The organism is Selenomonas sp. (assembly GCF_057272215.1).
The window spans coordinates 1-25664 of record NZ_DBHIUY010000013.1 but is presented as its reverse complement, the minus strand read 5'-3'; the positions used below and the strand labels follow the sequence as shown (position 1 = coordinate 25664).

The following is a 25664-nucleotide window of genomic DNA, read 5'->3' as shown; positions in this document are numbered from 1 at the left end:
AAAGGAATATGATCGATGAACATACAATATGCAAAAATGGCTGTGAAAAGTATTGGAGCAATGGACAGAACGATAAAGCGGCGTATCAAGCAGGCAATCGAAGGATTGCCGCAGGGTGATGTGAAACGGCTCAAGGGAAGTGATGAACTCTATAGGATGCGTGTTGGCGGTTGGCGAATCGTATTTTCGTATCCGGATAAGAATACCATTCTGATTGAAAAAATTGCACCAAGGGGCGATGTTTATAAGGGAGGCTTTCTGTTATGACGGTCAAAGCGCAAATCGTAGAAATGATAGATTTTATTCCAGATGGAGAATTACCGATTCTCTTGGAAGTGGTGAAGCGATTTTTGCCGAAAGATGCAGATGATGTTGCAACGGATGATGATCGAGAATCGCATCTGATCGCTGTGCAAGAATATATGCGTGGCGCTACGATAGCTCATGACGCTGTGGATTGGGATTCGTAGGAGATGAATGGACGGTAAAGCATGTAATATTGAAAAGAAAAATTTTATAGGATGAATGTCAACCGTCTGCATATATATAGTTGACAATTTGCCGTCAAGAGCGTATGATAAGAGCGATTTATGAAACTATACTTGCGGGAGGATTCGAGATTTATGAAAATCAGAGAAATGGTTCTCTGTGCGCTCTTTATCGCGCTTGTTGCCGTCGGCGCCTTCATTCGCATTCCTGTCGGCACGGACGTCTACACCTTGCAGTTCCTCTTCACGCTTTTGGCGGGCGTATTGCTCGGGGCGCGGCTCGGGGCGGTGGCGGTCGGCACTTATGTTCTCATGGGGCTTGTCGGCATTCCCGTTTTCGCGTCGGGCGGCGGACCAAGCTACATCCTGCAGCCGACGTTTGGCTATCTCGTCGGCTTCATCTGTCAGGCGTATCTGACGGGTGCGCTCGTGCGCGGCGGCGAGCCGACGTTCAAGCGTGTGCTCGGCGCGTGTCTCGCGGGCATGGCGGTCGTGTATCTTTTTGGCATCTCTTATTTCTATATCGCTTCGAACTATATCGTCGATGCGCCGATCACGCTCTGGCTCGCGCTCTGGTACTGCGGCATTCTGCAGGTTGTGCCGGATTTTTTGCTGTGCCTTGCCGCCGCTTTCATCGGTATGCGCTGCCGTAAGGCGGGGCTTTGGCTCTGAAATCCTCTTTGTGGTTAAAGGAGATATCTTTCATGGGAAAAGCATTGTTCATCACGGGAACGGGCACAGACATCGGCAAGACGTATGTGACGGGGCTCATTGTCAAACGCCTGAAGGACGCGGGTTTTCGCGCGGGCTATTACAAGGCGGCGCTTTCGGGCGCGGAGGTGGGAGCGGACGGTGCGCTTTTGCCGGGCGACGCGCTCTTCGTTCGCCGCACGGCGGGGTTGCCGGCAGAGGACGCGAGCGTATCCTATATCTATCGTGATGCTGTATCGCCGCATCTTGCAGCGAAGATCGAGAGCCGCCCCGTCGACTTTGACAAGGTCGAGCGCGATTTTTTCGCGGCAAAGGAACGCTTCGACTATTTGACCGTCGAGGGCAGCGGCGGCATCATCTGCCCGCTGCGCTGGGATGAAAAGGAGCATGTTGTGCTCGATGATCTCATCGTGCGCTTGCAGCTTTCTGCGCTTGTCATCGCCGACGCGGGGCTCGGCACGATCAATGCCGCCGTCTTGACTGCCGAGCATTTGAAGATGCGAGAGATTCCTTTGGCGGGCTTCATTTTCAACCACTGGCAGGCGGGGGATCGTATGCAGGAGGACAATAAGAAGATGGTCGAGGAAATGACGGGTGCGCCCGTCCTCGCCTGTGTCGAAAAGGGTGCGAAGGATCTGCCGCTTGCCGCCGACGCGCTCGCCGCGCTGTACGCATAAACTTAGGAGGAGAATCTATGCCAACGATTGAAGAACGCGACTTACGTCATATCTGGCACCCGTGCGCCCAGATGAAGGACTATGAAGAGCTTCGCCCTATGGTCATCGACCATGCGGAAGGCGCGTGGCTCTACGATGTGCATGGAAAGGCGTATCTCGACATTGTCAGTTCGTGGTGGGCGAACCTCTTAGGTCATGCGAACGAGAAGATCAACGCACGCATCAAGGCGCAGCTCGACCGCTTGGAACATGTCATCTTCGCAAACTTCTCGCACCGCCCTGCCATCGAGCTGGCGGAACGTCTTGCCGCACTTGTGCCGGCGGGGCTCACGAAGTTCCACTTCAACGACAACGGCTCGTCTGCCGTCGAAGCCGCGCTCAAGATGGCGTTTCAATACTCGCAGCAGACGGGGCGCATGAAAAAGACGCGCTTTATGTGTCTTTCCGAAGGTTATCACGGCGAGACGATCGGTGCGCTCTCCGTCGGCAGCATGGATCTCTTCGCCCAGATGTACAAGCCCATGATGATGGACAACATCCACGTCGAAGCGCCCGACTGCTACCGATGTCCTTTCCAGAAGACGCGCGAATCGTGCGCCTGCGAGTGCTTCTCCTATGTCCAAAAGGCGTTCGTCGAGCACGCGGCAGAATGTGCGGCGATGATCGTCGAGCCGCTTTTGCAGGGCAGCGCGGGTATGCGCATTTACCCCGAATTGTATCTCAAAAAACTGCGTGCGCTTTGTGATGATTACGATGTGCTCTTGATCGCCGATGAGATCGCGACGGGCTTCGGCAGGACGGGCAGGCTCTTTGCGACGGAGCGGGCGGGCATTACGCCCGACATCATGTGCCTTTCCAAAGGTTTGACAGGCGGCTATATGCCGATGTCGATCACTGTCGTTAAAGAGAAGATTTATGACGCTTTCTATGCAGACTGGAGCGAAGGCAAGGCGTTTATGCACAGCCACACCTACGCGGGAAATCCGCTTGGCTGCGCGGCGGCTCTCGCCGTCCTCGACATCCTCGACGAGGAAAATATCTTGGAAGAAGCGGAAAATACGGCTCTCTGGCTGACCTCGCGCATGGAAGAGGTGTTCGGTGCGCACAAGCATGTCGGCGAGATTCGCCACATCGGCTTGATTCACGCCGCCGAGCTTGTCGAGGACAAGCGGGAGAAGCGTCCCTTCGACGGAAGCCGCCGTCTTGGCTACGCCATTTATCGAGCGGCTCTGCGTCACGGGCTGCTGCTGCGCCCGTTGGGCGACGTCCTTTACTTCAATCCGCCGCTCAACATCAAGAAGGAAGAGCTTGACACCGCGATCTGCCGCATGAAGCAGGCGATGGATGAGGTGCTTGGGGTATAGAAAATATCAACGGAACGCCGTCCGCCGCAAAAAGAAAGCGTCGGGCGGCTTTTTGCTGTAAATTTTACTCCTTGGAAATTAACCGCTTTTTTCAGAGGACATAGAGGAAAAAATTTGCTATAATAAGAATGATAAGCGCTGGATTCTATGCTTGGGTAAAAGCCCATCCGGGGGGTAATGGATATGTTTGCAATCATCGTTGGCACACACGGCAGATTGGCGGAAGAGCTGCTCGCATCCGTCGATATGATTTTTGGAGAGGTGCAGAATACGGCGGCGGTCACGTTTTTGCCGGGGGAGGGGCCTGCGGACATTACGGCGAAGTATGAGGCTGCCTTGGAAAAGGTCGATGCGTCGGGCGGTGCGCTCTTCCTCGTTGATATTTTTGGCGGCACGCCGTACAATGCCGCCTGCCGTATCGTCATCAACAACGAGAAGTACGGCATTGTCACGGGGGCAAGCCTGCCGATGCTCGCCGATATGGTGAATGCGCAGATGATGGATGAAGGGACGGATATTCGTGCGCTGATGGAAAAGGCGGCGGGTGCAGGGCAGAAGGGCATCCGACTTTTCCATACGAGTACGGTCAACGCCTGAGGATTTGAGAGACGTACCATAGTGGCAGGATAGGAGAGAGAGACATGATCAGTACGATTGGCGTTGTGACTTCGGGCGGCGACAGTCCGGGCATGAATGCGGCGGCGCGTGCCGTCGTGCGTACGGCGATATCCGAGGGCGTGAAGATCTTCGGCATTTACGGCGGCTATACGGGGCTTTTGGACGGTGATATCAAGGAGCTTTCGACGCGCAGCGTCAGCGATCTCATCCAGCGCGGCGGCACGTTCCTCGGTACAGGACGCTCCAAGCGCTTCCATACGGAAGAAGGACGCAAAGAGGCGATGGAAAAGCTCAAAGCGCACGGCATCGAAGGTCTCGTCGTCATCGGCGGCGACGGCAGTCTCACGGGCGCGGCACACCTCTCGCGCCACGGTATGCCGATCGTCGGTCTGCCGGCGACGATTGAGAACGACGTTTGGGGAACGGATTATACGATCGGCGCCGATACGGCGGCAAATACGGTCTTAGAGGCGATCAACAAGCTGCGTGACACGGCGTCGGCGCACCGTCGCATCATACTCATCGAGGTCATGGGCAAGAAGTCCGGCTGGCTTGCGATGATGGCGGGCGTCGCGGGCGGCGCTGAATATGTGCTCGTGCCCGAGGTCAAGTATGACCTTTCGGCGATCTGCCAGGAGATCATGGAAGCCTACGAGGCGGGCAAGAAGTACAGCATCATTGTCGTGGCGCAGGGCGCAGGCTCCGCCGTCGATATGGGCAAGTTCATCGGTGAGACGACGAAGATCGACACGCGCGTGTCCGTCTTGGGATACATCCAGCGCGGCGGTGCGCCGACGGTCGAGGACCGCATGAAAGCGTCGCTTCTTGGCGAGCGTGCGGCTCTGGCTCTGATGTCAGGCGCGAGCAACATCGTTTTCGGCTTCGACATGGGCAAGGTCGTGAGCATCAACCTGCACGATGCCGTGACGAATCGCAAGACGCTTGATCCGGAGATCGTGCGCCTTGCACGCGTGCTCGCTTGACGAGGGAGGTTGAGAGAATATGAGGATTGCTATTCTCGGCTACGGAAATCTCGGGCGCGGCGTGGAGTGCGCCGTGCGGGACAACAAGGATATGGAGCTTGTCGCCGTCTTTACGCGGCGCGATCCGAAAGAGGTAGAGATACGGACGGATGGCGTGCCTGTCGTCAGCGTCGAGGACATCGAAGCGTGGCAGGATAAGGTCGATGTGCTCATTCTCTGCGGCGGCAGTGCGACGGATCTGCCCGAGCAGACGCCGAAATATGCCGCGCTTTTCCACGTCATCGACAGCTTCGACACACATGCGAAGATCCCCGAGCACTTTGCCGCTGTGGACAAGGCGGCGAAAGGGTCGGGGCATGTCGCCGTCATTTCCGTCGGCTGGGATCCGGGACTTTTTTCGCTCGCGCGCGTTTACGCAAATGCCGTCCTGCCGAACGGCAAGGATTACACTTTCTGGGGGCGAGGCGTCAGTCAAGGTCACTCCGACGCCATTCGCCGCATCGCGGGCGTGAAGGATGCGAAGCAGTACACCGTACCCGTCGTCAAGGCGCTCGCCGCCGTACGACGCGGTGAGAATCCCGATCTGACGACGCGCGAAAAGCATACGCGCGAATGCTTCGTCGTCTTGGAAGAGGGTGCGGACGCGGCGAAGGTCGAAAAGGAAATCAAGGAGATGCCGAACTACTTTGCCGACTACGATACGACCGTGCATTTCATCACGGAAGAAGAACTCAAGGCAAGCCACGGCGGACTTGCACACGGCGGCTTCGTCATCCGCACGGGTGTGACGGGCTGCTATGGAGAGCATAAGCACGCGATCGAGTACAGTCTGAAACTCGACTCGAATCCCGAATTTACGACGAACGTCCTCTTGGCGTATGCAAGGGCGGCGTATCGTCTCGCGGAGGAAGGTACAGCCGGCTGCAAGACCGTTCTCGACATCGCTCCTGCATATCTCTCGCCGCTTTCGGCAGAGGAGCTTCGGGCGAAGCTCCTCTGAGGGGAAAAGTATAAGAAGGGCGCCGTCTGCCGGACGGCGCCCTTTTTGGCTAGGTTTTCTTTGTACGGAAGGATTCGTTTAGAAGAACATCGACAGAAGCGTCCCCACATTGGCATAGGCATTCATGCTCGTCAAGGCGCCTGCCGACGTGTAGGCGAGCGCACGCTGGTAGTTGGGACCAAGCATCTGCTGCGCCGACGGGAAGATCTTGTCGCGCTGCGTCTTGGCGAAGTCGACCTTCTTTTCCGTTGCACCCGCGAGACCGTTTTTGCCGAGGATGTTTTCGACACGGTTCGGCTCTTCCTTGAGCGCCTTTGTCAGCGCTGCGTCGTTGACGGACAATGTCCCTGACGCTGCGTTCACCGTGATGCCGACCTGGCGCAGGGTGTCCGCCTTGTAAGAGGTGTCGCCGAACATCTTCGCCATGCCCGAGGCGCGGCTTGAGACGTCGGAGTAGTTGCCGAACATTTTGATCGTGTCGTTGTAGTCCGAAACGAAGTCCTTGACGTTCTTGAGTGCGGCTTCGGTGTTCTGCTTCGTGTCTGCCTCGGTCGCGCCCGTGACGTTGAAGTTCGTGTTCTTGAGCGCCGCAGATGTCTTGGAAAGAGCGTTCATCGCCGTATCGAACGTCTTGTAGAAGCCGTCGGATGCCTCTTGGTAAGACTTCAGTACGACGCGCGTGTTCGCCTTGAGGTTCATCAGGGCGTAGGCGTTCGAGCCGAAGCTCTGCGAGTTCAGTAGCGAGGAAAGCCCCTTGGAAGCGCGAGAGGACTGCGCTCCAAAAAGCGAGCTGCCCGCAGCGCTCGTTCCGCCGAAAAGCGAGTAGCCGCTCTTCTGTGCGAAGCGGTACATGCCGTAGTTCGCTTGCGTCATGGAATATATCGTTGGCATAATAGCCAGCTCCTTTCAAGAATGTGAGACAGCATGGATTCTTCACGAGAAAATACATCGTTTCATTGAGTATATCGAAAGGTGGGAGGGATTTCTTTAGCATCCGGATTGCTCACAAGCGACCAAAATGCTGATACCAGCTGTAGACGATGCTCTCTTTGTTCGCTGCGATGCCTTTGAGCAGACGGTTCAAATCTTTTGTCGGAATGCCGCTGTGATTATGTGCAACGATGGGATTGCCCGTTGGCGGAATCCAAATTTTTGTGGCGTTTGGTGTTGGTACACCTTTACAAACATGTATGTGTACAGGTTCGTCATTTTCGTTTGACCAGAAAAAGAGACGGTAACCGAATAACTCACCCCACGTCGGCAATGACTTCACCATCCTCGCGTGCGATCTCCCAGATCAGAGCGCTGTTTCGCTGAACGAAATTGAGCAGCTCGGTGCGCTCGTCCTCGCTAAAGCCGCTGTAGCTTACGAAAGAGATGCTTGGCAGCAGGATTTCTGCCGTATCAAAGCCGTTTTCTGCTGCACGCTCCATATAGACCAAGATGCTTTCGCCCTTTTGAGCGGATTGGTGTATATCGGAAAATGTTGTGACGATGCCGTTGATCGTGCTGTAATGATGCTTCATGACGCACCTCCTCCCTAAATGTCTGTTACTTCAACTATAGAGGAGCCGCCGCGCTTTGTCAAATGGGAATTTCTCCTTGCCCCAAGGCTTTTCTTATGATATAATCATTCAGTCACAGGACAGTTGGTTCGAAGGTTTAGGAATCACTGATAAATTCAGCCACCCATCTTCACACATCTGGGCGACCTCATTTTATCAGCGCTTCCTCTATTTTGAGCCTTCCCTGCTCCCGAGGGAGCCACAGACCATAGAGGAGGTGTTTTTGTGAGAAAATACGAGGTTATCTTTATCGTGAAGCCGATGGAGGAGGAAGCGACGAACGCTGTTATCGAAAAGTTCGTCAAGCTGATCCAGACGAACGGCGGCACGATCGACAAGGAAGACCGTTGGGGCAAGAAGCGTCTGGCGTATGAGATCAAGGATTACACGGACGGCTACTACTGCTTGCTCAATGTCACGGCTGAGCCTGCCTGCATGAAGGAATGCGACCGCGTCATGAAGATCACCGACGATCTTCTGAAGCACATGATCGTGCGTGCGGAGGAGCTCATCGCGGTCGGCGAGAAGGCTGCGGCAGAGTCGCCGGTCGAAGAAGCGGAGTGAATTTGAGGGAGGAACTGCCATGAATAAGGTGCTTTTGACCGGAAATCTCGCCCGTGATCCTGAGGTGCGCTATACGCAGAGCGGCAAGGCGGTCGCTTCGTTTTCGCTCGCCGTGAACCGCCGCTTCGGCAGGGCGAACGACGGGCAGCAGCCGTCGGCGGACTTCATTTCCATCGTCGCATGGGAGAAGCTCGCGGAGTTCTGCGGCAACTACCTGACGAAAGGCAGCCGCATCCTCGTCGAGGGTCGTCTGCAGGCGAGAAGCTACGATGCGCAGGACGGCTCGAAGCGCTATGTGACGGAAGTCGTCGCAAACGACATCGAGTTCGCCGGATCGCGTCCGCAGGGCGCAGGCGCGCCGGGCACGCCGATGCAGAGCAGTGCGCCGAGCCATCAGCCGCCTGCCGGACAGGAGTCCTTCGGTCCTTCCATACCTGATGAGGAAATCCCATTCTAACAAAGGGGAGGGAATTGATTTGATCAGACGTGACAGAGGCAGACGTTCGCGCCGCAAGGTTTGCACGTTCTGCGTGGACAAGGTGGATGTCATCGACTATAAGGATGTCGCGAAGCTGCGCCGTTTCATCACGGAGCGCGGCAAGATCCTGCCGCGCCGCATTTCGGGCAACTGCGCGAAGCATCAGCGCCAGGTGACGCTTGCGATCAAGCGTGCGCGCAATATTGCGCTCTTGCCGTTCACTGCGGAGTAAGGAAAAGAGAGCCGAAAGGCTCTCTTTTTGTATGGATAAGGGATGGAGGCGCTCTTATGGGCTTTTCCGTGAGTGATATGACTTTGCGCTCGCATCTTGCGGTCACGGCGTATCTCGTCATCGGACCTCGTGATACGAAAGGGCGGCGCGTCGGCGAGATCGTCAAGGCGGCGGTACGCGCGGGCTTCACAGCGGTGCAACTTCGCGCGAAAGAGGAGAGCGCACGCGAGCAGATCGCGCTGCTCGGCGAGGCGGCGCGGGCGATCGAGGTGGCGGGAGCGGCGTCAAGCGTGCCGCTCCTCGTCGATGATCGGCTCGATGTTGCGCTCGCGGCGCGGGATATGGGCGTCGCCGTTGCGGGCGTGCATGTGGGGCAGAAGGATGTACCCGCGCATATTTGCCGCCGCTTCCTTGGGGAAACGGCAATCGTCGGCCTGTCGGCGCATCCGCGGGATCTGCTTCGGCTCGCGCCTGAGGATCTGGCGGCTGCCGACTACATCGGTACGGGTCCTTTGCATGCGACGGCGTCGAAGCCTGATGCCGGCATCGAAGCGGACGGCAGCTTCCGTACGCGCGGGCTGGCGGAAATCGCCGCCTTCGCCCAAAAGAGTCCCGTGCCCGTGATCGTCGGCGGCGGCGTCAAGGCGGCGGATCTTCCAGCCATCAAAGCGACGGGAGCAGCCGGTTTCTTCGTGATCTCCGCCGTCGCAGCGGCAGCGGATGCAGAGGAAGCGGCGCGGGAGATGGTCGCGCAGTGGAATAGCGCAAAATAAGGGCTGAAGCCATTGGCTTCAGCCCTGAAATTTCTTGGTGACTCCTATGGGATTCGAACCCATGAACCCGCCGTGAGAGGGCGGTGTCTTAACCACTTGACGAAGGAGCCTTTTGAACAAAAGCTATTATATTACATATTTTGCAGTTTGGCAAGACTTTTTTTGAGGCGATCGAGAGAATTTTTTTTGCCGAGCATGAAGAGCGCTTCTGTGACGCCGCCCGGCGTGACTTTCTGTCCTGAGATGGCGATGCGCAGCGGCCACATGACGGCGCCTTTCTTTTCGCCACGTCCCTCTACGAAGGTGTCGAGTGCCGCGTTGATGGCGTCGGGTGTCCACGGTTCTGTGCTTTCGAGCATCGGCAGCGTTTCGGGAAGAAGCGCACGCGCTTTTTCCGGCGTGGTTTTGTTGCGCTTGTTTGTGTAGCAGTCGATGTCGTAGTCGGGCATTTCGATGAGGAAGCGGATCTGCGGTGCGATTTCGCTCAAGCGGCTGAGGCGCGGGCGCAGGATTTCGGCGATGTAGTCCCACTTCTCGGCGAGTTCTGCCGGCAGATCGCCTGCGAAGGGACGCGCGAGCTTGGCGAAGGCGACGGGATCCATCGACTTGAAGTATTCGCCATTCATCCAGTCGAGTTTTTTGTAGTCGAAGATGGCGGGCGATTTGCTGATGCCGTCGAGGGAGAACGCTTGAATCAGCTCTTGCATCGTGAAGATTTCCTGATTCGTGTCCTTGGGCGACCAGCCGAGGAGCGCGACGTAGTTCGTGACGGCTTCGGCGAGGTAGCCTTCGTCGAGCAGCTGACCGAAGCTCGCTGCGCCGTGGCGCTTGGAGAGCTTCGACACCGTGCCGTCCTCGCTCTTTCCCATGACGGGCGGCAGGTGGATGAATTCGGGCAGCTGCCAGCCGAAGAATTCGTAGAGCAGTACATGCTTGGGCGTCGAGGTGATGTACTCGTTGCCGCGAATGACGTGCGTGATCTCCATGAGGTGATCGTCGACGACGTTGGCGAAGTTGTACGTCGGCATACCGTCGCTTTTTAAGAGAATCTGGTCTTCGAGTTCGCTGTTTTCAATCGTGATGCTGCCGAGGATCAGATCGCGGTACGTCGTTGAGCCGACAAGCGGCATTTTCTGGCGGATGACGTAGGGCGTTCCCGCCGCGAGCTGCTTTTCGATTTCTTCGGGCGCGAGGTCGCGGCAGTGGCGGTCGTAGCCGCCGAACTTTTCGGATTCTGATTCGTGTGCATGATCTTTCGCCGCGCAGAAGCAGCGATAGGCGTGGCCTGTGGCGACGAGCTTTTCGGCGTATTCTTTGTAGATCGCCTTGCGCTCGCTCTGCACATAGGGTCCGAAAGCGCCGCCTTTTTCGGGGCTTTCGTCGGCGACGATGTGCGCGGCGGCAAGGCTCTCGTTGATGACTTCGCGTGCGCCTTCGACGAAGCGCTCTTGGTCGGTGTCCTCGATGCGCAGGATGAAGTCGCCGCCTTGGGACTTCGCGAAGAGATAGCCGTAAAGCGCCGTGCGCAGGTTGCCGATGTGCATGTAGCCCGTGGGGCTGGGTGCGAAGCGCGTGCGTATGTGCTTGCTCAAGATGATTCCTCCCAGTAATTTTTCGGTAGATAATATGTGTAGTATAGCAGTAATGTGTGTGATGTGCAAACGAGAGATACGGGCGGTAGAGCTGGACAACGAAATCTAACCCCCGCCTGCGCCCTTTGGGCTTGTCGCTTCTAAGAAATCGTAGCCACAGCGTTGCTGGACAACGATTTCTAAGAATCGCCTGCGCCCTTCGGGCTTGCCGCTTCTAAGAAATCGTAGTACAATAAAGTAAATGGTGGGGATGGAAGGAGAATCTTTCTGTTTCGTGAGTTTTTGGGATGGAGGACGAAGTATGTTGAACAAAAAGACGAAGATCATTTGCACGCAGGGGCCTTCGACGGATGCACCGGGGATGGTGGAAAAGCTTATTGAGAACGGCATGAATGTCGCGCGCTTCAACTTTTCTCATGGTACGCATGAGGAGCATTTGAAGCGCATCAACCGCGTGCGCGAGGCGGCGAAGAAGACGGGGAAGGTCGTGTCGCTTTTGCTTGATACGAAGGGACCGGAGATGCGCCTCGGTGAGTTCAAGGATGGCTCGGTTATGCTTGAGGCGGGGCATTCGTTCGTGCTGACGTACGATGATGCGCCGGGCGATGTGACGAAGTGCTCGGTCAATCACAAGAAGCTCTATACGGAGGTCAAGCCCGGCGACAAGCTGCTTCTTTCCGATGGGCTTGTTGAGCTGAAGGTCGAGAAGATTCAGGGCAAGGACATCGTGACGACCGTTTTGAACTCGGGCAAGATGAGTACGAGAAAGCGCGTTGCTGCGCCGGGCGTTCCTTTGGGTTTGCCGCCGATTTCGGAGCAGGACAAGAAGGATATTCTCTTCGGTATTGAGCAGGATATGGACTTCATTGCGGCGTCGTTCATCCAGCGTGCCGATGATGTCAAGGAGATCCGCAAGCTGCTCGATGAGCATAGCGGCAGGATGGAGATCTACCCGAAGATTGAAAATCTTGAAGGCGTGAAGAATTTTGACTCGATCCTTGAGGTTTCGGACGGCATCATGGTCGCACGCGGCGATCTCGGCGTGGAGATTCCGGCAGAGGATGTGCCTTTGATTCAAAAGGAGATCATTGCGAAGTGCAACAAGGCGGGCAAGCCTGTCATCGTTGCGACGCAGATGCTTGAATCCATGACGACGAATCCGCGCCCGACGCGTGCGGAGGCTTCGGATGTCGCGAACGCGATCTTAGACGGCACGGATGCGATCATGCTGTCGGGCGAGACGGCGAGCGGCGCTTATCCGGCGGAAGCGGTCGAGACGATGGCGACGATCGCGCTTCGCGCTGAGTCTTCGCTGCATTACAAGAAGATGTATCAGGGAACGGGGCTTGAGGATCTGAAGTCGCGCACGCGGGCGGTCGCTCATGCGACGGTGCAGATGGCGATGGAACTGGGCGCCGATGCGATCATCACGCCGACGGTCAGCGGCTATACGGCACGCATCATCTCGCATTATCGCCCGAAATCGCTCATCGTCGCCTATACGCCCGACGAAAAGGCGATGCGCCAGCTGAACCTGCGCTGGGGCGTTTATCCCATCAAGGCGGCAGGCATCTGGCCGGATGAGGGTGAGATGCTGGCGAATGCGACGGCTTCGGCGGTAGAGCAGGGCTGTGTCGAGCGCGGGGATCTGACGATCATTACGTCGGGCATCAAATCGGAAGAGGGCAACACGAACGCGATTCGCGTCTATACGATCTGATGCGGATGTCTGCGATTTCGCGCTTGCGGCGTGTTCGCGGCTGTGCTATAATGATGGGACGGTGGGCGCGTGCTCACAAAGAGGCTTTGACCCAGCGATGGGGGAAGGTCGGACCAAGCGGGCGCATAGTTCGCTTGTAAGTATTGCCCCTCTGGGGAAAAGTGAGGTGTATTAGAATGAAGGAAGGGCTTCATCCGGAATTCTTCGAGGCGAAGGTGACGTGCGGCTGCGGCAACACGTTTACGACAGGCTCGACGAAGAAGGAGCTGCGCGTTGACGTCTGCTCGAAGTGCCACCCGTTCTTCACGGGTCGCCAGCGTGATGTCGCTGCCGGCGGACGTATCGAAAAGTTCAACAAGCGCTACGGCAAGCAGTAAGATGCTGGGGCAGGGCAGAGATGCCCTGCTCCTTCTTTTTTAAGGGGGAAATTTTTTGGAAGAAAAACTCATGGTCGGCGGTCAGGCGGTCATCGAGGGCGTGATGATGCGTGGACGGGGCCGCACAGCGACGGCGGTGCGCACGCCTGACGGTGCGATTTCCGTCGAGGCGAAGGATGTGCGGTCGTTTTCTGACCGCTTCCCCATATTCAAAAAGCCTTTTTTGCGCGGCACGGTCGCGCTTGTCGAATCGCTTGTCATCGGCATACGTTCGCTGTCTTGGTCGGCAAAGATGGCAGGCGAGGAGGAAGAGCAGCTTTCGGATAAGGAGCTTGCGGGCACGATTGCCGTCGCTTTCGTACTTGCCGCCGTGCTTTTTATCGCTCTGCCGACAGGGGCGGCGAAGCTCTTCCATGCATGGTCGGACGATCCCGTGTTCTTGAACCTTGCGGAAGGCTTCTTGCGACTTGGCGTCTTTTTGGCGTATATATGGGGCATTTCACGCATGAAGGATATTCAGCGCGTGTTCCAGTATCACGGCGCCGAGCACAAGACGATCTTCTGTTTCGAGGCGGGACTTCCCCTGACGACGGAGAATGCGCAGAAGTTCGAGCGGTTTCACCCGCGCTGCGGCACGTCGTTCCTCTTGATCGTCATGCTCGTCTCCATCTTTGTGTTTGCGTTTCTCGGCTGGCCCGATCTCTGGCTGCGCATCGTGAGCCGCATCGTGCTTCTTCCCGTTGTCGCGGGCATTTCCTACGAGGCGATTCGTCTGGCGGGCAGGAGTCAAAATGTGTTCGTTCGTATTCTCTCGCTGCCCGGACTTTGGCTGCAGCGGTTGACGACGCGCGAGCCGGACGCTTCGATGCTTGAGGTCGCGATCGAGTCGCTCAAGGCGGCTCTGCCGCCGGAGAAGATTCCGGCGGGAAGCGGCGATTATCTGCGGAAAGCGGCTTCTGAGACGGCGGTATATGAACAGCCGGCAGCGGCTTTTGCCGCGAGATGCGGCAAGTGAGAAAGGAGATGCGACGTGCTGGATAAGCTCCATGCCGTAGAGGAAAAATATCGTGAACTGGAGTCGCTCATCAGCGATCCGGCGGTGCTTGCCGACATGCCGAAGTGGCAGCGTCTGAGCCGTGAGCACGCGCAGCTTGCGCCTATCGTGGAAAAGTACCGCGAGTACAAAAGTGTCTGTGAAGGGCTGGCTGATGCCAAGGCGATCTTCGACGAGAATCCCGAGGAGGATATGCGCCGTCTCGCCGAGGATGAGATCGCAAAGCTGCGCCCTCGGTTGGATGCGTTGGAGCGCGAGCTGCCAATCCTGCTCTTGCCGAAGGATCCGAACGATGAGAAAAACGTTATCGTCGAGATTCGAGGCGGCGTCGGCGGCGAGGAGGCGGCACTTTTCGCCGGCGATCTTTTCCGCATGTACGCACGCTATGCCGAGCGGCGCGGCTGGCGCGTCGATGTCATCGAGCGAAATGCGACGGAGATCGGCGGTTTCAAGGAGATCTCCTTCTCCGTGGACGGTGCGGGCGCATACAGCTTTTTGAAGTACGAGAGCGGCACGCATCGCGTGCAGCGCGTACCCGTTACGGAGTCAAGCGGGCGCATTCATACGTCTGCCGTGACGGTCGCCGTCTTGCCCGAAGCTGAAGAAGTCGAGGTCGAGATCGCTGCCGCTGACCTTCGCATCGACACCTACTGCGCTTCGGGCGCGGGCGGGCAGTATGTCAATCGTACGGAAACGGCGATCCGTATCACGCATCTGCCGACAGGAATCGTCGTACAGTGCCAGGATGAGAAGTCGCAGCTCAAAAATAAGGAAAAAGCGATGCGCGTCCTGCGTGCGCGTATTTTGGAAAAGGCGAGAGAGGAGCAGGCGGCGACGGTCGCCGCCGACCGTAAGAGCCAAGTTGGTTCGGGCGACCGCAGCGAGCGCATCCGCACGTACAACTTTCCGCAGGGGCGCGTGACGGATCACCGCATCGGCTTGACGCTGCACAAGCTCGAAGCGGTGCTTGACGGCGATTTGGAGGAGCTTCTGCACGCGCTGATTACCGCCGATCAGGCGGAAAAGCTCAAGAAGGCGCAGTGATGGCACAAGAAACTTGGACGATCGGCTCGATTTTGCAGTGGACGCAAAACTACTTTAGAGAGAAGGGTGTCGAAACGCCGCGCCTCGACGCCGAGGTGCTGCTTTCGCATGTGCTGAAAAAAGAGCGCATCTATCTCTACGTCCACTTCGATGAGCCGTTGGAAAAGGCGGAGCTCGTAGCGTTTCGCGAGAGCGTAGCAAAGCGTGCGCGGCGCGTGCCGACCGCGTACATCGTAGGGCGACGTGAGTTCATGGGACTTGATTTTGCAGTGTCGCGGGCGACCTTGATCCCGCGCCCGGATACGGAAATCCTTGTGGAAGCGGCGGTCGAACGGCTCGGGCGCATGACAGAGGGCGGCGCCCGAGCCGTTCGCTTCGCCGACATCGGCACGGGGACGGGCGCGATTGCGCTCTCTGTCCTGTGGTACGCCGCAGGCGATGTGACGGCTGCTGCCGTCGATATATCGCCAACAGCGCTTGCCGTTGCGCGTGAGAACGCCGAGCGGCTTGCGCTTGCCGCTCGTGTGAGTTTCATCGAGGGAGATTTGCTCCTGCCGCTTGCTGACGGAGCGTTTGATGCGATCCTCTCGAATCCGCCCTATATTCCGGACGGCGAGGTCGAGAGCCTTGCCCCTGAGGTGCGCGTCTATGAACCGCTGCTTGCGCTCAAGGGAGGCGCGGACGGCATGGATTTCTATGCGCGGCTCTTAAAGGATGCGCCGCGCTGTTTGCGCGCGGGCGGCTTTCTTGCAGTCGAGGCAGGCATCGGGCAGGCGCAGAAGATTCGTGCGATGGCGAAAGCGCCTTGGGGTGAGGTCGAGATCCTCTCGGATCTTGCCGGAATCGAGCGCGTCGTCGTGCTGTGGTTGGGGAGGTAGCATATCGGTGCTTTCGACAAGAGTTTTGCCGCCGACAGCGGCTGCGATGGAAGAGGCGGCGGCGATTCTTCGCGCGGGCGGCGTCGTCGCTTTTCCAACGGAAACGGTCTACGGTCTCGGGGCAAACGGTTTTGACGCCGCTGCCTGTGCGAAAATCTATGAAGCGAAGGGGCGCCCTTCGGATAACCCTTTGATCCTGCACATCGCGCACCGCTCCATGCTCGATGAAGTGGCACTTGCGGTGCCCGAGATGGCAGAGCGGCTCTTGGCGGCGTTCTGTCCCGGTCCTTTGACCTTGGTGCTGCGCCGCCGCGCCGCTGTTCCCGCGAGCATCACGGGCGGTCTTGCAACCGTCGGCGTGCGTCTGCCGGAGAACGACGTCGCCCGTGCCCTCATTCGAGCGGCAGGCTTTCCTCTAGCTGCGCCGAGCGCCAACACGTCGGGCAGACCAAGCCCGACGACGGCGGCAGCGGTGCTCACAGACCTCGCGGGACGTATTCCGCTGATTCTTGACGGCGGTCCCTGCCGCTTCGGCGTCGAGTCCACGATCGTCGATGTGACGGGCGATGCTGCGGTCCTCCTGCGCCCCGGTGCGATCACGCGCGAGATGATCGAAGAAGTCGCAGGCGCGGTGCAGCTCGACCCCGGGCTTCTTGCACAGGAACGCGCGGCGCGGGCGTCAGGCGCGGAGGCTGCGGATGAGGCGGGCGATGCACTCTTTGACGCTACACCGCGCGCCCCTGGCATGAAGTATACACACTATGCGCCGTGCGCGCCGCTGACACTGATCGCAGCAGCCCCCGCCGATCTTCCCGCCGCCTTTCGCCGCGTACTTGCCGAGGAATCGGGCAAGGCGGTCGGTCTGCTCGTGACCGATGAAACGGCAGCGGCGCTCGCAGATGACGCTGAAGGACGATTCCTCGTGCGCCTCGGTGCGAGAGACGACATGCACGCCATCGCCGCGCGGCTCTACGAAGCCTTGCGTGCTTTTGACGAAACGAGCGTTTCCTGCATCTTCGGCGAAGCCTTGGACGAAACCGGTTTGGGGCTTGCTGTTATGAATCGGCTGAAAAAGGCTGCGGGGTATCGGATTCGTTCTTTTTAAGCAGAGGTGCATGACATCCTGCCGGAAAGCCGTTTGTTTTTGGTATTCGTATCACGATGGATTACAGTAATCATAAGCCGCCGCATATTCATGCGGCGTATTCGAGCGGTTGAAGGATCGGGCATTTTTTACGTCTGCTTTGACGCTTATGAACGGTACAGCGGTGTGGGATGTCACAGGGACGCATGATGTGATGAAGTGCATTGACATGGATCCATTCGTTCTCTACGACGCACCGGTTATTCCCGACCATCTGGAAGAATTTACCCAAAAAGCCCAAGACTAAAGATTTATTATTATCATAGGTAATAAGTCTAAAGTATGATAAGATTTTAGAGGTTTATAAAACTTTATTCTGCAAGGTAGATTTTCTTATGGAAGCGTAGTATAATAAGTGCTGGAAAAAAGTGCTTGTTATCATGAAAATCAAGGGGAAAGCCTGTATGGCGCAGCCCGATTGATTCTTTCATGCACGGCGAAGAACACGAAACGTATTCGGCAAGTTTATAGTGATTCGCAGCAGTGAAATTTCAGATATGAGTATTATATCCTACTACGGGGAGGGTCTGTTTTGCGGCCAGGTGACATGGGAACGAGTATTGCTCTGCTTTATCGCTACAGTCAGAGCTATTTTAACGAGGAGATGAAAAAGTACGGTCTTGGCAACGGGCAGTATGTGTTCCTGCTGTATCTTCTGGATCACGAGGGCATCAATCAGGAAACTTTGGCGCACATGGTGAAAATCGATAAGACGACGGCGGCGCGTGCTGTAGCAAGGCTTGTTGAGGCAGGTTATGTGAAGCGTACGGTCAGCGACTCGGATCGTCGAGCCTATGTGTTGACGACGACGAAAAAGTCGCAGGGGATCAAGAAGGAACTCAGAAAGACGATGGCTGCTTGGCAGGAGATGGTGGAGACGGGGTTCACACCGGAGGAATGCCGTCAATTCGGGCATCTTTTGGATCATGCTGTAGAGAATGTTGTGATGCAGGGCGTGTAGAGCCGCGCTGTTTTGTTTTGCAAGGATAAAGCCCCGCAAACCGCAAAGGTTTCGGGGCTTTTCTGTGCCTTTCGGACACAGGTCGGAAAGCGTTTTTTCGTGTGATTTTGCGCCAGCCGCAGCTTCCGTGATGAACGCATGCGGGGCGGATGCGAGAAATCATAGGGTGTGCGGCGGCGTGAGCTACCCCTCACCGCGTGCGCTCGGAGAGCGTGAAGATCAAAAGCGCCGCCCAGATGCAGGCGCAGGCGGAGAGCTGCGCTGTGCCGAAAGGCTCGTGGAAGAAGAATATGCCCAGGAGGAGCGCGATCGTCGGGCTGATGTACTGGAAGAAGCCGAGGACATTTAAGGGCAGCAGGTTCGCGCCGTAAGAGAAGAGGATGAGCGGCGTAGCGGTGGCGGCGCCGGAGCCGATAAGGAGCAGGATTTCGCGCGGCGTCGCCAAGCTGAACTGACTCATCGGCTCGCCTGCCAGATAGATGGCGTAGGGCAGAAATACGGGTAGTAAGAGAAGGGTTTCGAGCGTGATGCTCGAAAAGGGATGCAGCGCGAGCTTCTTCTTCAGTGCGCCGTAGAGCCCGAAGGTCGCGGCGAGCACGAGCGCGACCCACGGCAGTTTGCCGATCTGCACGGTCATGAGCATGACGCCGCAGAAGGCGAGGAAGACGCTGACGCGTGCGGATGGCGTGAGCCGCTCCTTGAAGAGAACGACGCCGAGCGCGACGTTCATCAGCGGGGTGCTGTAGTAGCCGAGACTCGTGTCGATGACGTGCCCGTGATTGACCGCCCATATATAGGTCAGCCAGTTGATGGTGATGAGGATCGAAGCGCCGAAAAGGAGCAGGGTGCGCCGTCTGTCTTGACAGAGCGCCCTGCAGTCTTGGCAGAAGCTTTGCCATCGTTTGGATACGGCGAGGACGAGCAGCATGAAGGCGAACGACCACGAGATGCGGTGCGCGAGGATTTCAGCGGCGGAAGCTGCAGCGAGGAGATTCCAGTAGAGCGGCAGAATGCCCCAGATGATATAGGTGGATACGGCGGCGATCATGCCGCGCTTTTTTTGTTCCATAGGATGAAAGACTTCCTTCGGTGTGGGATATGGCGTGAGAATATGACGACGCGTGCGGCGCTCAATGCGTGCGCGGCGCTGTCTGGCGATCCATCGCCGCCATGAGCCTTTCTACGGGCAGCACCTTCAAGAGGGCGAAGCAGATCAGGCATTCGGGAACGAGGTACGTTGCGTTGAAGGTCAGCGAGTAGACGAGGGGGCTTGTGCCCGCGGGAGCGTAGGACGCGAAGAATACGACGCCGCTCACGATGTGGCAGAAAAAGCGCGCGAAAAAGGCGAGCGCCGTCGACGCCATGCGGTGTGCGGGAAAGAGCGCGGCGAGCGAGAGCGCCATGTAGGGCAGCGGGTAGTCGAAGAGCACCTGCACGGGGTGCAGCAGATAGGGATCCTGCATCATGTTGAAGATGCCGTAGAGGAAGCCCGCGAGGCAGCCTGTGCCGATACCGTAGCGATAGGAAACGAAGAGCAGCGGCACCATCGCGCCGAGCGTCACGCTGCCGCCCTGCGGCATGTGGTAGAGGCGAAACTGGTGCAGGATGACGGTCATCGCGAGCATGAGAGCGATGGTCACGATCATCGGCGTCGTGAGCCGCACGCGCCGGAAGTAGAGGTGCGAGAGAATCGCGAAGAGCACGGCGAGAAGCGCGATGAGGCTCGCCGGATGCTCAAGAATGGCTGAGATGTTTTGCAGCAGAGTATCCAAGTTTATCTGTCCTTTCGTACGTTTGTGGAATTATGGAGATTTAGCTGTTTTTGAAGCACTTCTTCGGGAGTGAACGCAGGGATTCCCAAGTCTGCAAAACCCTTGGCGTCACGAGTGATGATGCAGTCGCAATGCATCGATCTTGCGCATGTTGCGGCAAGACAATCCTCGAAATCGGAAGCTCTGCGAAGAAGCGCTTCTTGTATATCGGCACTGGTCACACCACAAACGTGGATGATTTCAAGGATTTTTTCAATGGCTTGATAGGTGCGCTCAATATCATGAAGATATTTGCGGACGATGTAGAAAATATCGGTAATGCACGAGGCTGTTGTGAAACCCTCAATTTCTCGCTTCTCGCAAAGGTGAAGAACTTCTGCGGATGCTTTGACAAACGGTTCTCTTGCCAACAGTACATCGAGGATAATATTTGTATCACAGAGTGCCTTCATGACGCTGCAGACGCTCCTTTCGTATAGACTCTGTATCTAGATCTGCAGGAGCCTCTTTCAAAAGTCCGAGCAGGGAGTCTACCGCACTCGTTTTCGTCGGCACCATCTGTGCGATCGGCTTTCCGTTCAGGGTGATGAAAACATCTTCGTGTGCAATCAGGGCCAGATACTTGTCCATATTGGCTTGGAAATCTGTCGTTGATACGAGCATGATATTCGGACTCCTTTCTTTCAAAAAGTGTTTTCTTAATTATACAATTCGTCCCTTCCGAAAGCAAACGAAAATCCCTTGAAGAGGCTTTTCGTTTGTGCGATAATGGAGAACACACAAAGGATGGTGGATTTATGGCGAATTACGTTGGAGGAAGACCGACGAAGCAGATTCAAGGTCTCGATGCTCTGCGCACCTTGGCAATCGTTGCAGTTACGTTGTTTCATATATTTCCCGATGTGGTGAAAGGGGGATACCTCGGGGTATCCTTGTTTTTTGTTTTGACGGGGTATCTTCTCGCCTACACGACGGAGCGGGAACGGCTCGCGGGCGAATTTTCTCTCGGACGCTATTTTTTGAAGCGCCTTTTGCGCATGTATCCCGCTCTCGTCGTCATGATTCTCGTGACGCTCGGCGTCTATTCCTTCGTGCTTCCCGAGACGGTCGTGGACATGCGCGAGGAGGTTCTTTCCGTCGCGCTCGGCTATAACAACTGGTGGCAGATTGCTGCGAGCGCCGACTATTTCACGCGCATCGCCAATGCATCGCCGTTCACGCATCTGTGGTTCATGGGCATCGAGCTGCAATATGCGTTCGTCTTGTGGCCGCTGCTCTTTCTTCTTTATACGCTTGTCTCGCATTGTCTGGGGAAAGGGGCGGGCATAGCGGTCATCGCCGCGCTCGGTTTGGGGACGGCGTTCCTCATGCCGCTTTCGTATCTGATGGGGGCAGATGTGACGCGCCTTTACTATGGCACGGATACGCGTGTTTTTGCGCTCCTCTTGGGCGCAGCAATGGGGCTTTGGCGTGCGGGGGCTTCTGCGGCAAAGAAGAATCCGCTTTGGCGCGAGATCGCAGAGTTTGTCAGCTTCGAACTTCTGCTCGTCGCCGTCATCTTCGCGTGCGTTTTCCTCGATGGTGCAAATCCGCTGCTCTATCGGGGCGGCATGTTCCTTGTGACGCTTCTATTCTGTCTTTTGCTCGCGATCACGGCGAATCGCGGCATGACGATCGGCAAGTTTCTCGATATGCGCGTCTTTCGCTGGATTGGCACGCGCAGCTATGGCATCTTCCTCTGGCAGTACCCCGTGATCTTCCTGTTTCAACAAAAGGGTTGGGAAGCGATGCCGTATTTTGCCGCGTGGGAGATCGCCGTCATCTTGCTGCTCGCCATGTGGACGGAGGCGTTGACGAAAAGCGTCGGTAGGCGCGAGCTGCCTGCGTTCGGCAATCGCCTTGTCTATGCGCAGGGGGCGTGCTTTCTCGCTTTCACTCTGTGCGGCGTATTCTTGATGGGCTTCGGCTGCAAGGGGCTTGTGGCGCCTGCCGGCTACAAGGCGGAGGCGCGGGCGCAGCTCAATGCACGTCTTGAAAAGAACGCGGCGGAGCTCGCGCGGCAGAAGGAAGAAGCCGAGAAGGCAGCTGCGGCAAAAGCCGCAGCGGACAAGGCGGCACGCATGAAGGCGGTGGATCTTTCGGGCGTCGCCTGCATCGGCGACTCGGTCATGCTGTCTGCGGCGGGAGATTTGCAGAAAGCGCTGCCCGGCTGCGCGGTCGATGCGGAAGTCTCGCGCTATGTGGGCGGCGGCATCGAAGCCGCGCAGAGCCTCGCGGCGCAGGGCAGGCTCGGCAGCGTCGTCGTCGTCTCGCTCGGCACGAACGGGCCGCTCGCCGCCGGCGATCGCTATGTGCAAGAGACGCAGGGGCTTCTGAAGCTTTTGGGATCGAGCCGCCGCATCTTCTGGGTTAATGTCTACGCGCCGCACCTTTCGTGGCAGGATCCGAACAATGAATACATCCGGAAGATGGCTGCCGAGCATAAGAATGTGACGGTCATCGACTGGTACGGACTCGTATCGAAGCACCCCGAATGGCTCTCGGGCGACGGCGTGCACCCGAACGATGCGGGCACGGAGCAGTACGCAAAGCTCGTACACGATGCGCTGGCGGAAGCGTTGGCGAAGTAAGGCTTGTTCAAAAGTACTGGATGTAGTACTATATAAGAAGGCGGTGACAGCTTGAGCAAGTGGGAAAAACTCATCACACGCATTCGGAACAATCCCAAGGCGGTTTCGTTTGAAGAAGTCGCGAAAGTGCTGGAATCCATTGGGTATGAGAAGCGGCAGCCGAGAAGCGGCTCCAGTCATTGGACGTTTCGAAAGAAGGGGTGTCTGCCGCTTACGATTCCGAAGAAAGAGCCGTATGTGAAAGAAGCTTATGTGCGGCAGGTCATCCTAGCTTTGGATGATGCTGATGCTTAAAGAATCACTGATAAATTCAGCCACCCATCTTCACACATCTGCGCTGTCCTCTCGTCGTCGACAAATCCTCGACGTAGCACCGCTACGCCTGTGGTTTGTCTCCTCGATAGATACAGCGCATCTGTGCAAATCTGGGCGACCTCATTTTATCAGCGCTTCCTTGATTTGTTGTCGAGTTTGCGAGGGTGACGATATGAAGAAGGATATTGCGTACTATATGGCGTTGCCGTATCGTGAAATTATCGAAGCGGATGCGGCTGGCGGCTACGTAGGCTATGTGGCGGAATTGAAAGGGTGCATTACACAGGCGGAGACGAAAGCGGAAATTCTGAATCTGCTGGAAGATGCAAAGAGATGTTGGCTGGAAGCCGCATTGGAAGAAGGGCTGACCATACCGGAGCCTCAGTCAGAAGAAAACTTCAGCGGCAAATTCAACCTGCGCCTGCCCAAAAGTCTGCATCGAGAGTTGGCGCTCAGCGCCAAAGCGGAGGGGGTTAGTCTGAATCAGCTTGCCGTATGTTTGATTGCAAGCGGGCTGAAGACCTCTGCTGTGAGATGATTTTGGCAGGGAGGCGTTTTTATGTGGAAGCTTTTTTCCTTTTTGAAGATGTTCCGTGAAGATTTGCTCGTCATGATGGTAGCTCTCAAGGACTCTCGCACGCCTGCCGCGATCAAGGCGGCGTTCTTTGTCGGACTGCTCTACTGCATCAGCCCGATCGACATTATTCCGGATGCGGTTCCTGTTCTCGGCATGGTCGACGATGCGGCGGTCTTGCCGGCGGCGGTATTCGGGCTGATCCGCTTTTTGCCGCCACATGTGCGTGCGGATGCACAGGCGAAGGCCGAGCGGCTCGGGCGGCGTCTGCCGTACATCGTGGCACTCGCCTCAATCGCGCTTATCGCGTGGATCGCCTTGATCGTCTGGGGCATCATGGCGATCTTTCGCTGACTACTATATGGTATAGAGATGCATGGCTTTGGCGGCTCATAGGATTATGGGCTGCTTTCTTTTTCGAGGGAAGGATTTTCTCTTCCGGCAGAGAAAAGTATTCTTAAGTGAAACAAGGAGATGATTTTTCTGTAGTTGCAAGGAGATGAGATTTATGGCTTTGAAAAAATGCATGGGATGCGGCATACCGCTGGGGAGTGATGCGAAATCTTGCCCGCAATGCGGTATGGCTCTGCCTGAAGCATGCAAGTGTGCACATTGCGGCGCCGACCTGCAGGCAGGTATGCGCTTCTGCCCTGAATGCGGGCAGGCTGTTTCTGAAGGAACGATACAGCAGGCGCAGGCACCGGGGGCGCCGCCTGCGGCGGCAGTGCAGTCATCAAGCGTGAATGTCGACAAGCCGCAAAATGCACCGCAGAATTTTGCATCGCCTTCGCCGCAGAATTTTGCGCCGCCGCAGGGCGCGGGAGCGCAGACCGTTTCTGCACCGCCGATGCAGACTCCGCCTGTGCAAATACCGCCGACTGGCGGACAGCCGATACCTCACCCGGTCAACACCCCGCCGTTTGGCGCTCAGGGAGGCGCTTTCGGTGGCGGGACAAGTGCATCGGGGGCAGCCGGAGCTTTGGGCGAATGGAAGGAAAAACTTCTTTCCTTTGAGGGACGATTGAATCGCAAGCCGTACGTCCTGCGTGGATTGGCGGTCTGCCTCATCAGTTCCGTTATCGTACAGATCATTGCCTTTATCCTCGGTGTAATTATCGCTGAGATTGCTGAAAGCTCGCCTGATCTTGGTATGGTGCTCCTGATATTCCTCTATGCGGTCATCTTTGTCTTATATCTTCCAGCAACGGTCATTGGCGCTTCCCTGGGAATCCGTCGTTGCCACGACAACGACTGGTCGGGGTGGCTCGTCCTTCTCCACTTCGTGCCGCTTGTGAACATCGTTTTTGGGCTGTTGCTCCTCTTCAAGCAGGGCACGCCCGGTCCGAACCGCTTCGGTCCAGATCCGCTGCAGTGAAAGGAGTTGTTTTTTTATGAAGAGATGTGTGATGCTTTCCCTGATTGCCGCTCTGCTGCTGGCGGCGAATCTCTGCTCGGCGGCGCGTTTGCCCGATGCGGATTATGCGCTCGGCGGCATAAAGTTCGGCGCTGATGCGGACTATGTGAAGAGCGTCTACGGGGAGCCGGATTGGGTCGATTACCATGAAGGCACGCCGTATTCCGGCGATATACCGCTTTGGATTTATCACTACGGCGATTCGTTCGTCGTGGCGATTGAGACCACGCGGATGAGTGTATCTTCCATGATGACTACGGCGGATAACGGCATCGCGACGCCGCGCGGCATCCATGTGGGCAGCACACTGACGGACATCCAGCGAGCCTATGGCACACTGCCGCAAGGGTTCAAGAGGAATGGAAGCTACTGCTATGCTTATGGGTATGGAATGATTTCTCTGGAATTCTATGTAGACAGCAAGGGCAAGGTCTATAAAATCTGGACTGGCTACTGCGATTGAATTTGTCTCTGATGTATCCATCGGCGGGCGGACGTTTCACTTTTTTTCAAAAAGGTGTTGACAGTCCGCCCGCTTTCGTGTATCATACTATTTGCTGCGGCGGCAAGCAACAGCAGGTCGCTCGGAAAAAGCTTCAAAAAAGCGCTTGACAATCCCTCGGGCGTGAGGTAAGATAATCAAGTCGCTTGTGAAAAACGAGCGGCAGGCAGCCGAAAGAGTTCGGCGGTGTTCCTTGAAAACTAAACAATGCAGAAATGAATCATCTATATGATT

The 25664-nt window shown here is 56.7% G+C and carries 35 protein-coding genes and 1 tRNA gene; 26 read left to right on the top strand and 10 right to left on the bottom strand.

The window, feature by feature from the left end; all coding sequences use genetic code 11:
• Positions 1-15 precede the first annotated feature (15 nt).
• The 8 genes from ACO5Z0_RS10795 to ACO5Z0_RS10760 all read left to right on the top strand — a co-directional run bounded on the left by ACO5Z0_RS10795 (position 16) and on the right by ACO5Z0_RS10760 (position 5841).
• Positions 16-267 carry a type II toxin-antitoxin system RelE family toxin gene (locus ACO5Z0_RS10795; RefSeq protein ID WP_442673557.1) on the top strand — a complete coding sequence of 84 codons (252 nt, stop codon included), beginning with the start codon at positions 16-18 and terminating at the stop codon, positions 265-267.
• Entirely contained in the window at positions 264-470 is a 207-nt protein-coding gene (locus ACO5Z0_RS10790) for a phosphoribosylaminoimidazolesuccinocarboxamide synthase (protein ID WP_485650303.1), read from the top strand. The genes ACO5Z0_RS10795 and ACO5Z0_RS10790 overlap by 4 nt, the downstream gene beginning before the upstream one ends.
• Positions 471-623: 153 nt before the next feature.
• On the top strand, positions 624-1160 hold the full coding sequence (locus ACO5Z0_RS10785) for a biotin transporter BioY (RefSeq protein ID WP_485650302.1): 537 nt from the start codon (positions 624-626) through the stop codon (positions 1158-1160).
• A 32-nt stretch (positions 1161-1192) separates the two neighbouring features.
• Positions 1193-1876: a dethiobiotin synthase gene (gene bioD, locus ACO5Z0_RS10780; RefSeq protein ID WP_485650301.1), complete on the top strand. Its 684-nt coding sequence runs from the start codon at positions 1193-1195 to the stop codon at positions 1874-1876.
• A gap of 17 nt (positions 1877-1893) precedes the next feature.
• On the top strand, positions 1894-3240 hold the full coding sequence (gene bioA / locus ACO5Z0_RS10775; protein ID WP_485650300.1) for an adenosylmethionine--8-amino-7-oxononanoate transaminase: 1347 nt from the start codon (positions 1894-1896) through the stop codon (positions 3238-3240).
• A gap of 183 nt (positions 3241-3423) precedes the next feature.
• On the top strand, positions 3424-3837 hold the full coding sequence (locus ACO5Z0_RS10770; RefSeq protein ID WP_485650299.1) for a PTS sugar transporter subunit IIA: 414 nt from the start codon (positions 3424-3426) through the stop codon (positions 3835-3837).
• 44 nt (positions 3838-3881) lie between these two features.
• Positions 3882-4841 (top strand): 6-phosphofructokinase, encoded by a 960-nt coding sequence (gene pfkA, locus ACO5Z0_RS10765; protein WP_442676812.1) that lies wholly within the window; start codon positions 3882-3884, stop codon positions 4839-4841.
• Positions 4842-4860: 19 nt separating this feature from the next.
• The gene (locus tag ACO5Z0_RS10760; protein ID WP_485650298.1) at positions 4861-5841 is read left to right on the top strand and encodes a diaminopimelate dehydrogenase; all 981 of its coding nucleotides are present in this window, start codon (positions 4861-4863) and stop codon (positions 5839-5841) included.
• Positions 5842-5919: 78 nt separating this feature from the next.
• On the opposite strand, the gene fliD is transcribed toward ACO5Z0_RS10760, so the two are convergent.
• From fliD to ACO5Z0_RS10745, 3 genes are all read right to left on the bottom strand, one after another.
• The gene (fliD, locus tag ACO5Z0_RS10755) at positions 5920-6732 is read right to left on the bottom strand and encodes a flagellar filament capping protein FliD (protein ID WP_485650297.1); all 813 of its coding nucleotides are present in this window, start codon (positions 6730-6732) and stop codon (positions 5920-5922) included.
• 112 nt (positions 6733-6844) lie between these two features.
• Entirely contained in the window at positions 6845-7117 is a 273-nt protein-coding gene (locus tag ACO5Z0_RS10750; protein WP_009646633.1) for a DUF4160 domain-containing protein, read from the bottom strand.
• Positions 7089-7367, bottom strand: a complete 279-nt coding sequence (locus ACO5Z0_RS10745) for a hypothetical protein (RefSeq protein ID WP_009646629.1) — start codon at positions 7365-7367, stop codon at positions 7089-7091. Before ACO5Z0_RS10745 ends, ACO5Z0_RS10750 begins: the two co-directional genes overlap by 29 nt.
• Positions 7368-7631: 264 nt before the next feature.
• Here ACO5Z0_RS10745 and rpsF point away from each other — a divergent pair, with 264 nt between their 5' ends.
• The 4 genes from rpsF to ACO5Z0_RS10725 are packed head-to-tail and all read left to right on the top strand — an operon-like array spanning position 7632 to position 9453.
• On the top strand, positions 7632-7970 hold the full coding sequence (gene rpsF / locus ACO5Z0_RS10740; protein WP_442673950.1) for a 30S ribosomal protein S6: 339 nt from the start codon (positions 7632-7634) through the stop codon (positions 7968-7970).
• Positions 7971-7989: 19 nt separating this feature from the next.
• Entirely contained in the window at positions 7990-8427 is a 438-nt protein-coding gene (locus tag ACO5Z0_RS10735) for a single-stranded DNA-binding protein (protein WP_264917949.1), read from the top strand.
• A 19-nt stretch (positions 8428-8446) separates the two neighbouring features.
• Positions 8447-8680, top strand: a complete 234-nt coding sequence (gene rpsR, locus ACO5Z0_RS10730) for a 30S ribosomal protein S18 (RefSeq protein ID WP_013741033.1) — start codon at positions 8447-8449, stop codon at positions 8678-8680.
• 56 nt (positions 8681-8736) lie between these two features.
• A complete protein-coding gene (locus ACO5Z0_RS10725; protein ID WP_485650296.1) occupies positions 8737-9453 on the top strand; it encodes a thiamine phosphate synthase in 717 nt (238 codons plus the stop codon).
• A gap of 35 nt (positions 9454-9488) precedes the next feature.
• Here ACO5Z0_RS10725 and ACO5Z0_RS10720 read toward each other — a convergent pair.
• Both ACO5Z0_RS10720 and gltX read right to left on the bottom strand, forming a co-directional pair.
• A tRNA-Glu gene (locus tag ACO5Z0_RS10720) sits at positions 9489-9563 on the bottom strand.
• Between the two features lie 21 nt (positions 9564-9584).
• Positions 9585-11045 carry a glutamate--tRNA ligase gene (gltX, locus tag ACO5Z0_RS10715; protein ID WP_485650295.1) on the bottom strand — a complete coding sequence of 487 codons (1461 nt, stop codon included), beginning with the start codon at positions 11043-11045 and terminating at the stop codon, positions 9585-9587.
• 301 nt (positions 11046-11346) lie between these two features.
• Between gltX and pyk the strand changes: the two genes are divergently transcribed.
• The 8 genes from pyk (at position 11347) to ACO5Z0_RS10675 (ending at position 18223) form a co-directional block, all read left to right on the top strand.
• On the top strand, positions 11347-12765 hold the full coding sequence (pyk, locus tag ACO5Z0_RS10710) for a pyruvate kinase (protein ID WP_442673536.1): 1419 nt from the start codon (positions 11347-11349) through the stop codon (positions 12763-12765).
• A 176-nt stretch (positions 12766-12941) separates the two neighbouring features.
• Positions 12942-13142 carry a 50S ribosomal protein L31 gene (rpmE, locus tag ACO5Z0_RS10705; protein ID WP_442673535.1) on the top strand — a complete coding sequence of 67 codons (201 nt, stop codon included), beginning with the start codon at positions 12942-12944 and terminating at the stop codon, positions 13140-13142.
• Positions 13143-13212: 70 nt separating this feature from the next.
• Positions 13213-14157, top strand: a complete 945-nt coding sequence (locus ACO5Z0_RS10700; RefSeq protein ID WP_485650320.1) for a DUF1385 domain-containing protein — start codon at positions 13213-13215, stop codon at positions 14155-14157.
• 15 nt (positions 14158-14172) lie between these two features.
• On the top strand, positions 14173-15240 hold the full coding sequence (gene prfA, locus ACO5Z0_RS10695) for a peptide chain release factor 1 (RefSeq protein ID WP_485650294.1): 1068 nt from the start codon (positions 14173-14175) through the stop codon (positions 15238-15240).
• The gene (gene prmC, locus ACO5Z0_RS10690) at positions 15240-16118 is read left to right on the top strand and encodes a peptide chain release factor N(5)-glutamine methyltransferase (protein ID WP_485650293.1); all 879 of its coding nucleotides are present in this window, start codon (positions 15240-15242) and stop codon (positions 16116-16118) included. Before prfA ends, prmC begins: the two co-directional genes overlap by 1 nt.
• 7 nt (positions 16119-16125) lie before the next feature.
• Entirely contained in the window at positions 16126-17223 is a 1098-nt protein-coding gene (locus ACO5Z0_RS10685; RefSeq protein WP_485650292.1) for an L-threonylcarbamoyladenylate synthase, read from the top strand.
• Positions 17224-17279: 56 nt separating this feature from the next.
• A complete protein-coding gene (locus ACO5Z0_RS10680; RefSeq protein ID WP_485650319.1) occupies positions 17280-17336 on the top strand; it encodes a hypothetical protein in 57 nt (18 codons plus the stop codon).
• A gap of 458 nt (positions 17337-17794) precedes the next feature.
• Positions 17795-18223, top strand: a complete 429-nt coding sequence (locus tag ACO5Z0_RS10675) for a MarR family winged helix-turn-helix transcriptional regulator (RefSeq protein WP_442673531.1) — start codon at positions 17795-17797, stop codon at positions 18221-18223.
• 190 nt (positions 18224-18413) lie between these two features.
• Here ACO5Z0_RS10675 and rarD read toward each other — a convergent pair whose 3' ends face one another.
• The 4 genes from rarD to ACO5Z0_RS10655 form a co-directional block, all read right to left on the bottom strand.
• Complete coding sequence (gene rarD / locus ACO5Z0_RS10670; protein ID WP_485650291.1) at positions 18414-19292, bottom strand: EamA family transporter RarD; 879 nt, start codon at positions 19290-19292, stop codon at positions 18414-18416.
• Between the two features lie 61 nt (positions 19293-19353).
• Complete coding sequence (gene thiT, locus ACO5Z0_RS10665; protein ID WP_485650290.1) at positions 19354-19995, bottom strand: energy-coupled thiamine transporter ThiT; 642 nt, start codon at positions 19993-19995, stop codon at positions 19354-19356.
• Between the two features lie 2 nt (positions 19996-19997).
• Positions 19998-20447, bottom strand: a complete 450-nt coding sequence (locus tag ACO5Z0_RS10660) for a PIN domain-containing protein (RefSeq protein ID WP_485650289.1) — start codon at positions 20445-20447, stop codon at positions 19998-20000.
• Complete coding sequence (locus ACO5Z0_RS10655) at positions 20431-20658, bottom strand: type II toxin-antitoxin system Phd/YefM family antitoxin (protein WP_313973087.1); 228 nt, start codon at positions 20656-20658, stop codon at positions 20431-20433. The genes ACO5Z0_RS10660 and ACO5Z0_RS10655 overlap by 17 nt, the downstream gene beginning before the upstream one ends.
• A 134-nt stretch (positions 20659-20792) precedes the next feature.
• Here ACO5Z0_RS10655 and ACO5Z0_RS10650 point away from each other — a divergent pair, with 134 nt between their 5' ends.
• From ACO5Z0_RS10650 to ACO5Z0_RS10625, 6 genes are all read left to right on the top strand, one after another.
• Complete coding sequence (locus ACO5Z0_RS10650) at positions 20793-22625, top strand: acyltransferase family protein (protein WP_485650288.1); 1833 nt, start codon at positions 20793-20795, stop codon at positions 22623-22625.
• Between the two features lie 51 nt (positions 22626-22676).
• Positions 22677-22919, top strand: a complete 243-nt coding sequence (locus ACO5Z0_RS10645; protein ID WP_485650287.1) for a type II toxin-antitoxin system HicA family toxin — start codon at positions 22677-22679, stop codon at positions 22917-22919.
• Positions 22920-23112: 193 nt separating this feature from the next.
• Positions 23113-23478 carry a toxin-antitoxin system HicB family antitoxin gene (locus ACO5Z0_RS10640; protein ID WP_485650286.1) on the top strand — a complete coding sequence of 122 codons (366 nt, stop codon included), beginning with the start codon at positions 23113-23115 and terminating at the stop codon, positions 23476-23478.
• 21 nt (positions 23479-23499) lie between these two features.
• On the top strand, positions 23500-23868 hold the full coding sequence (locus ACO5Z0_RS10635; RefSeq protein ID WP_485650285.1) for a YkvA family protein: 369 nt from the start codon (positions 23500-23502) through the stop codon (positions 23866-23868).
• Between the two features lie 154 nt (positions 23869-24022).
• Entirely contained in the window at positions 24023-24889 is an 867-nt protein-coding gene (locus ACO5Z0_RS10630; protein ID WP_485650284.1) for a DUF805 domain-containing protein, read from the top strand.
• A 16-nt stretch (positions 24890-24905) separates the two neighbouring features.
• Positions 24906-25391, top strand: coding sequence for a hypothetical protein (locus ACO5Z0_RS10625; RefSeq protein ID WP_485650283.1), 486 nt, complete (start codon positions 24906-24908; stop codon positions 25389-25391).
• An 87-nt stretch (positions 25392-25478) separates the two neighbouring features.
• Here the strand turns inward: ACO5Z0_RS10625 and ACO5Z0_RS10620 are convergent.
• The coding region (locus ACO5Z0_RS10620) for a hypothetical protein (RefSeq protein ID WP_485650282.1) at positions 25479-25664 on the bottom strand (186 nt) is incomplete at its 5' end.

What these genes read in the sequence shown, in the direction of transcription:
- ACO5Z0_RS10795 (WP_442673557.1), top strand. Translation starts at nt 16, where the DNA reads ATGAACATACAATATGCAAAAATGGCTGTGAAAAGTATTGGAGCAATG.
- ACO5Z0_RS10790 (WP_485650303.1), top strand. Translation starts at nt 264, where the DNA reads ATGACGGTCAAAGCGCAAATCGTAGAAATGATAGATTTTATTCCAGAT.
- ACO5Z0_RS10785 (WP_485650302.1), top strand. Translation starts at nt 624, where the DNA reads ATGAAAATCAGAGAAATGGTTCTCTGTGCGCTCTTTATCGCGCTTGTT.
- bioD (WP_485650301.1), top strand. Translation starts at nt 1,193, where the DNA reads ATGGGAAAAGCATTGTTCATCACGGGAACGGGCACAGACATCGGCAAG.
- bioA (WP_485650300.1), top strand. Translation starts at nt 1,894, where the DNA reads ATGCCAACGATTGAAGAACGCGACTTACGTCATATCTGGCACCCGTGC.
- ACO5Z0_RS10770 (WP_485650299.1), top strand. Translation starts at nt 3,424, where the DNA reads ATGTTTGCAATCATCGTTGGCACACACGGCAGATTGGCGGAAGAGCTG.
- pfkA (WP_442676812.1), top strand. Translation starts at nt 3,882, where the DNA reads ATGATCAGTACGATTGGCGTTGTGACTTCGGGCGGCGACAGTCCGGGC.
- ACO5Z0_RS10760 (WP_485650298.1), top strand. Translation starts at nt 4,861, where the DNA reads ATGAGGATTGCTATTCTCGGCTACGGAAATCTCGGGCGCGGCGTGGAG.
- fliD (WP_485650297.1), bottom strand. Translation starts at nt 6,732, where the DNA reads ATGCCAACGATATATTCCATGACGCAAGCGAACTACGGCATGTACCGC.
- ACO5Z0_RS10750 (WP_009646633.1), bottom strand. Translation starts at nt 7,117, where the DNA reads ATGGTGAAGTCATTGCCGACGTGGGGTGAGTTATTCGGTTACCGTCTC.
- ACO5Z0_RS10745 (WP_009646629.1), bottom strand. Translation starts at nt 7,367, where the DNA reads ATGAAGCATCATTACAGCACGATCAACGGCATCGTCACAACATTTTCC.
- ACO5Z0_RS10735 (WP_264917949.1), top strand. Translation starts at nt 7,990, where the DNA reads ATGAATAAGGTGCTTTTGACCGGAAATCTCGCCCGTGATCCTGAGGTG.
- ACO5Z0_RS10725 (WP_485650296.1), top strand. Translation starts at nt 8,737, where the DNA reads ATGGGCTTTTCCGTGAGTGATATGACTTTGCGCTCGCATCTTGCGGTC.
- pyk (WP_442673536.1), top strand. Translation starts at nt 11,347, where the DNA reads ATGTTGAACAAAAAGACGAAGATCATTTGCACGCAGGGGCCTTCGACG.
- rpmE (WP_442673535.1), top strand. Translation starts at nt 12,942, where the DNA reads ATGAAGGAAGGGCTTCATCCGGAATTCTTCGAGGCGAAGGTGACGTGC.
- ACO5Z0_RS10700 (WP_485650320.1), top strand. Translation starts at nt 13,213, where the DNA reads ATGGTCGGCGGTCAGGCGGTCATCGAGGGCGTGATGATGCGTGGACGG.
- prmC (WP_485650293.1), top strand. Translation starts at nt 15,240, where the DNA reads ATGGCACAAGAAACTTGGACGATCGGCTCGATTTTGCAGTGGACGCAA.
- rarD (WP_485650291.1), bottom strand. Translation starts at nt 19,292, where the DNA reads ATGGAACAAAAAAAGCGCGGCATGATCGCCGCCGTATCCACCTATATC.
- ACO5Z0_RS10660 (WP_485650289.1), bottom strand. Translation starts at nt 20,447, where the DNA reads ATGAAGGCACTCTGTGATACAAATATTATCCTCGATGTACTGTTGGCA.
- ACO5Z0_RS10655 (WP_313973087.1), bottom strand. Translation starts at nt 20,658, where the DNA reads ATGCTCGTATCAACGACAGATTTCCAAGCCAATATGGACAAGTATCTG.
- ACO5Z0_RS10650 (WP_485650288.1), top strand. Translation starts at nt 20,793, where the DNA reads ATGGCGAATTACGTTGGAGGAAGACCGACGAAGCAGATTCAAGGTCTC.
- ACO5Z0_RS10640 (WP_485650286.1), top strand. Translation starts at nt 23,113, where the DNA reads ATGAAGAAGGATATTGCGTACTATATGGCGTTGCCGTATCGTGAAATT.
- ACO5Z0_RS10635 (WP_485650285.1), top strand. Translation starts at nt 23,500, where the DNA reads ATGTGGAAGCTTTTTTCCTTTTTGAAGATGTTCCGTGAAGATTTGCTC.
- ACO5Z0_RS10630 (WP_485650284.1), top strand. Translation starts at nt 24,023, where the DNA reads ATGGCTTTGAAAAAATGCATGGGATGCGGCATACCGCTGGGGAGTGAT.
- ACO5Z0_RS10625 (WP_485650283.1), top strand. Translation starts at nt 24,906, where the DNA reads ATGAAGAGATGTGTGATGCTTTCCCTGATTGCCGCTCTGCTGCTGGCG.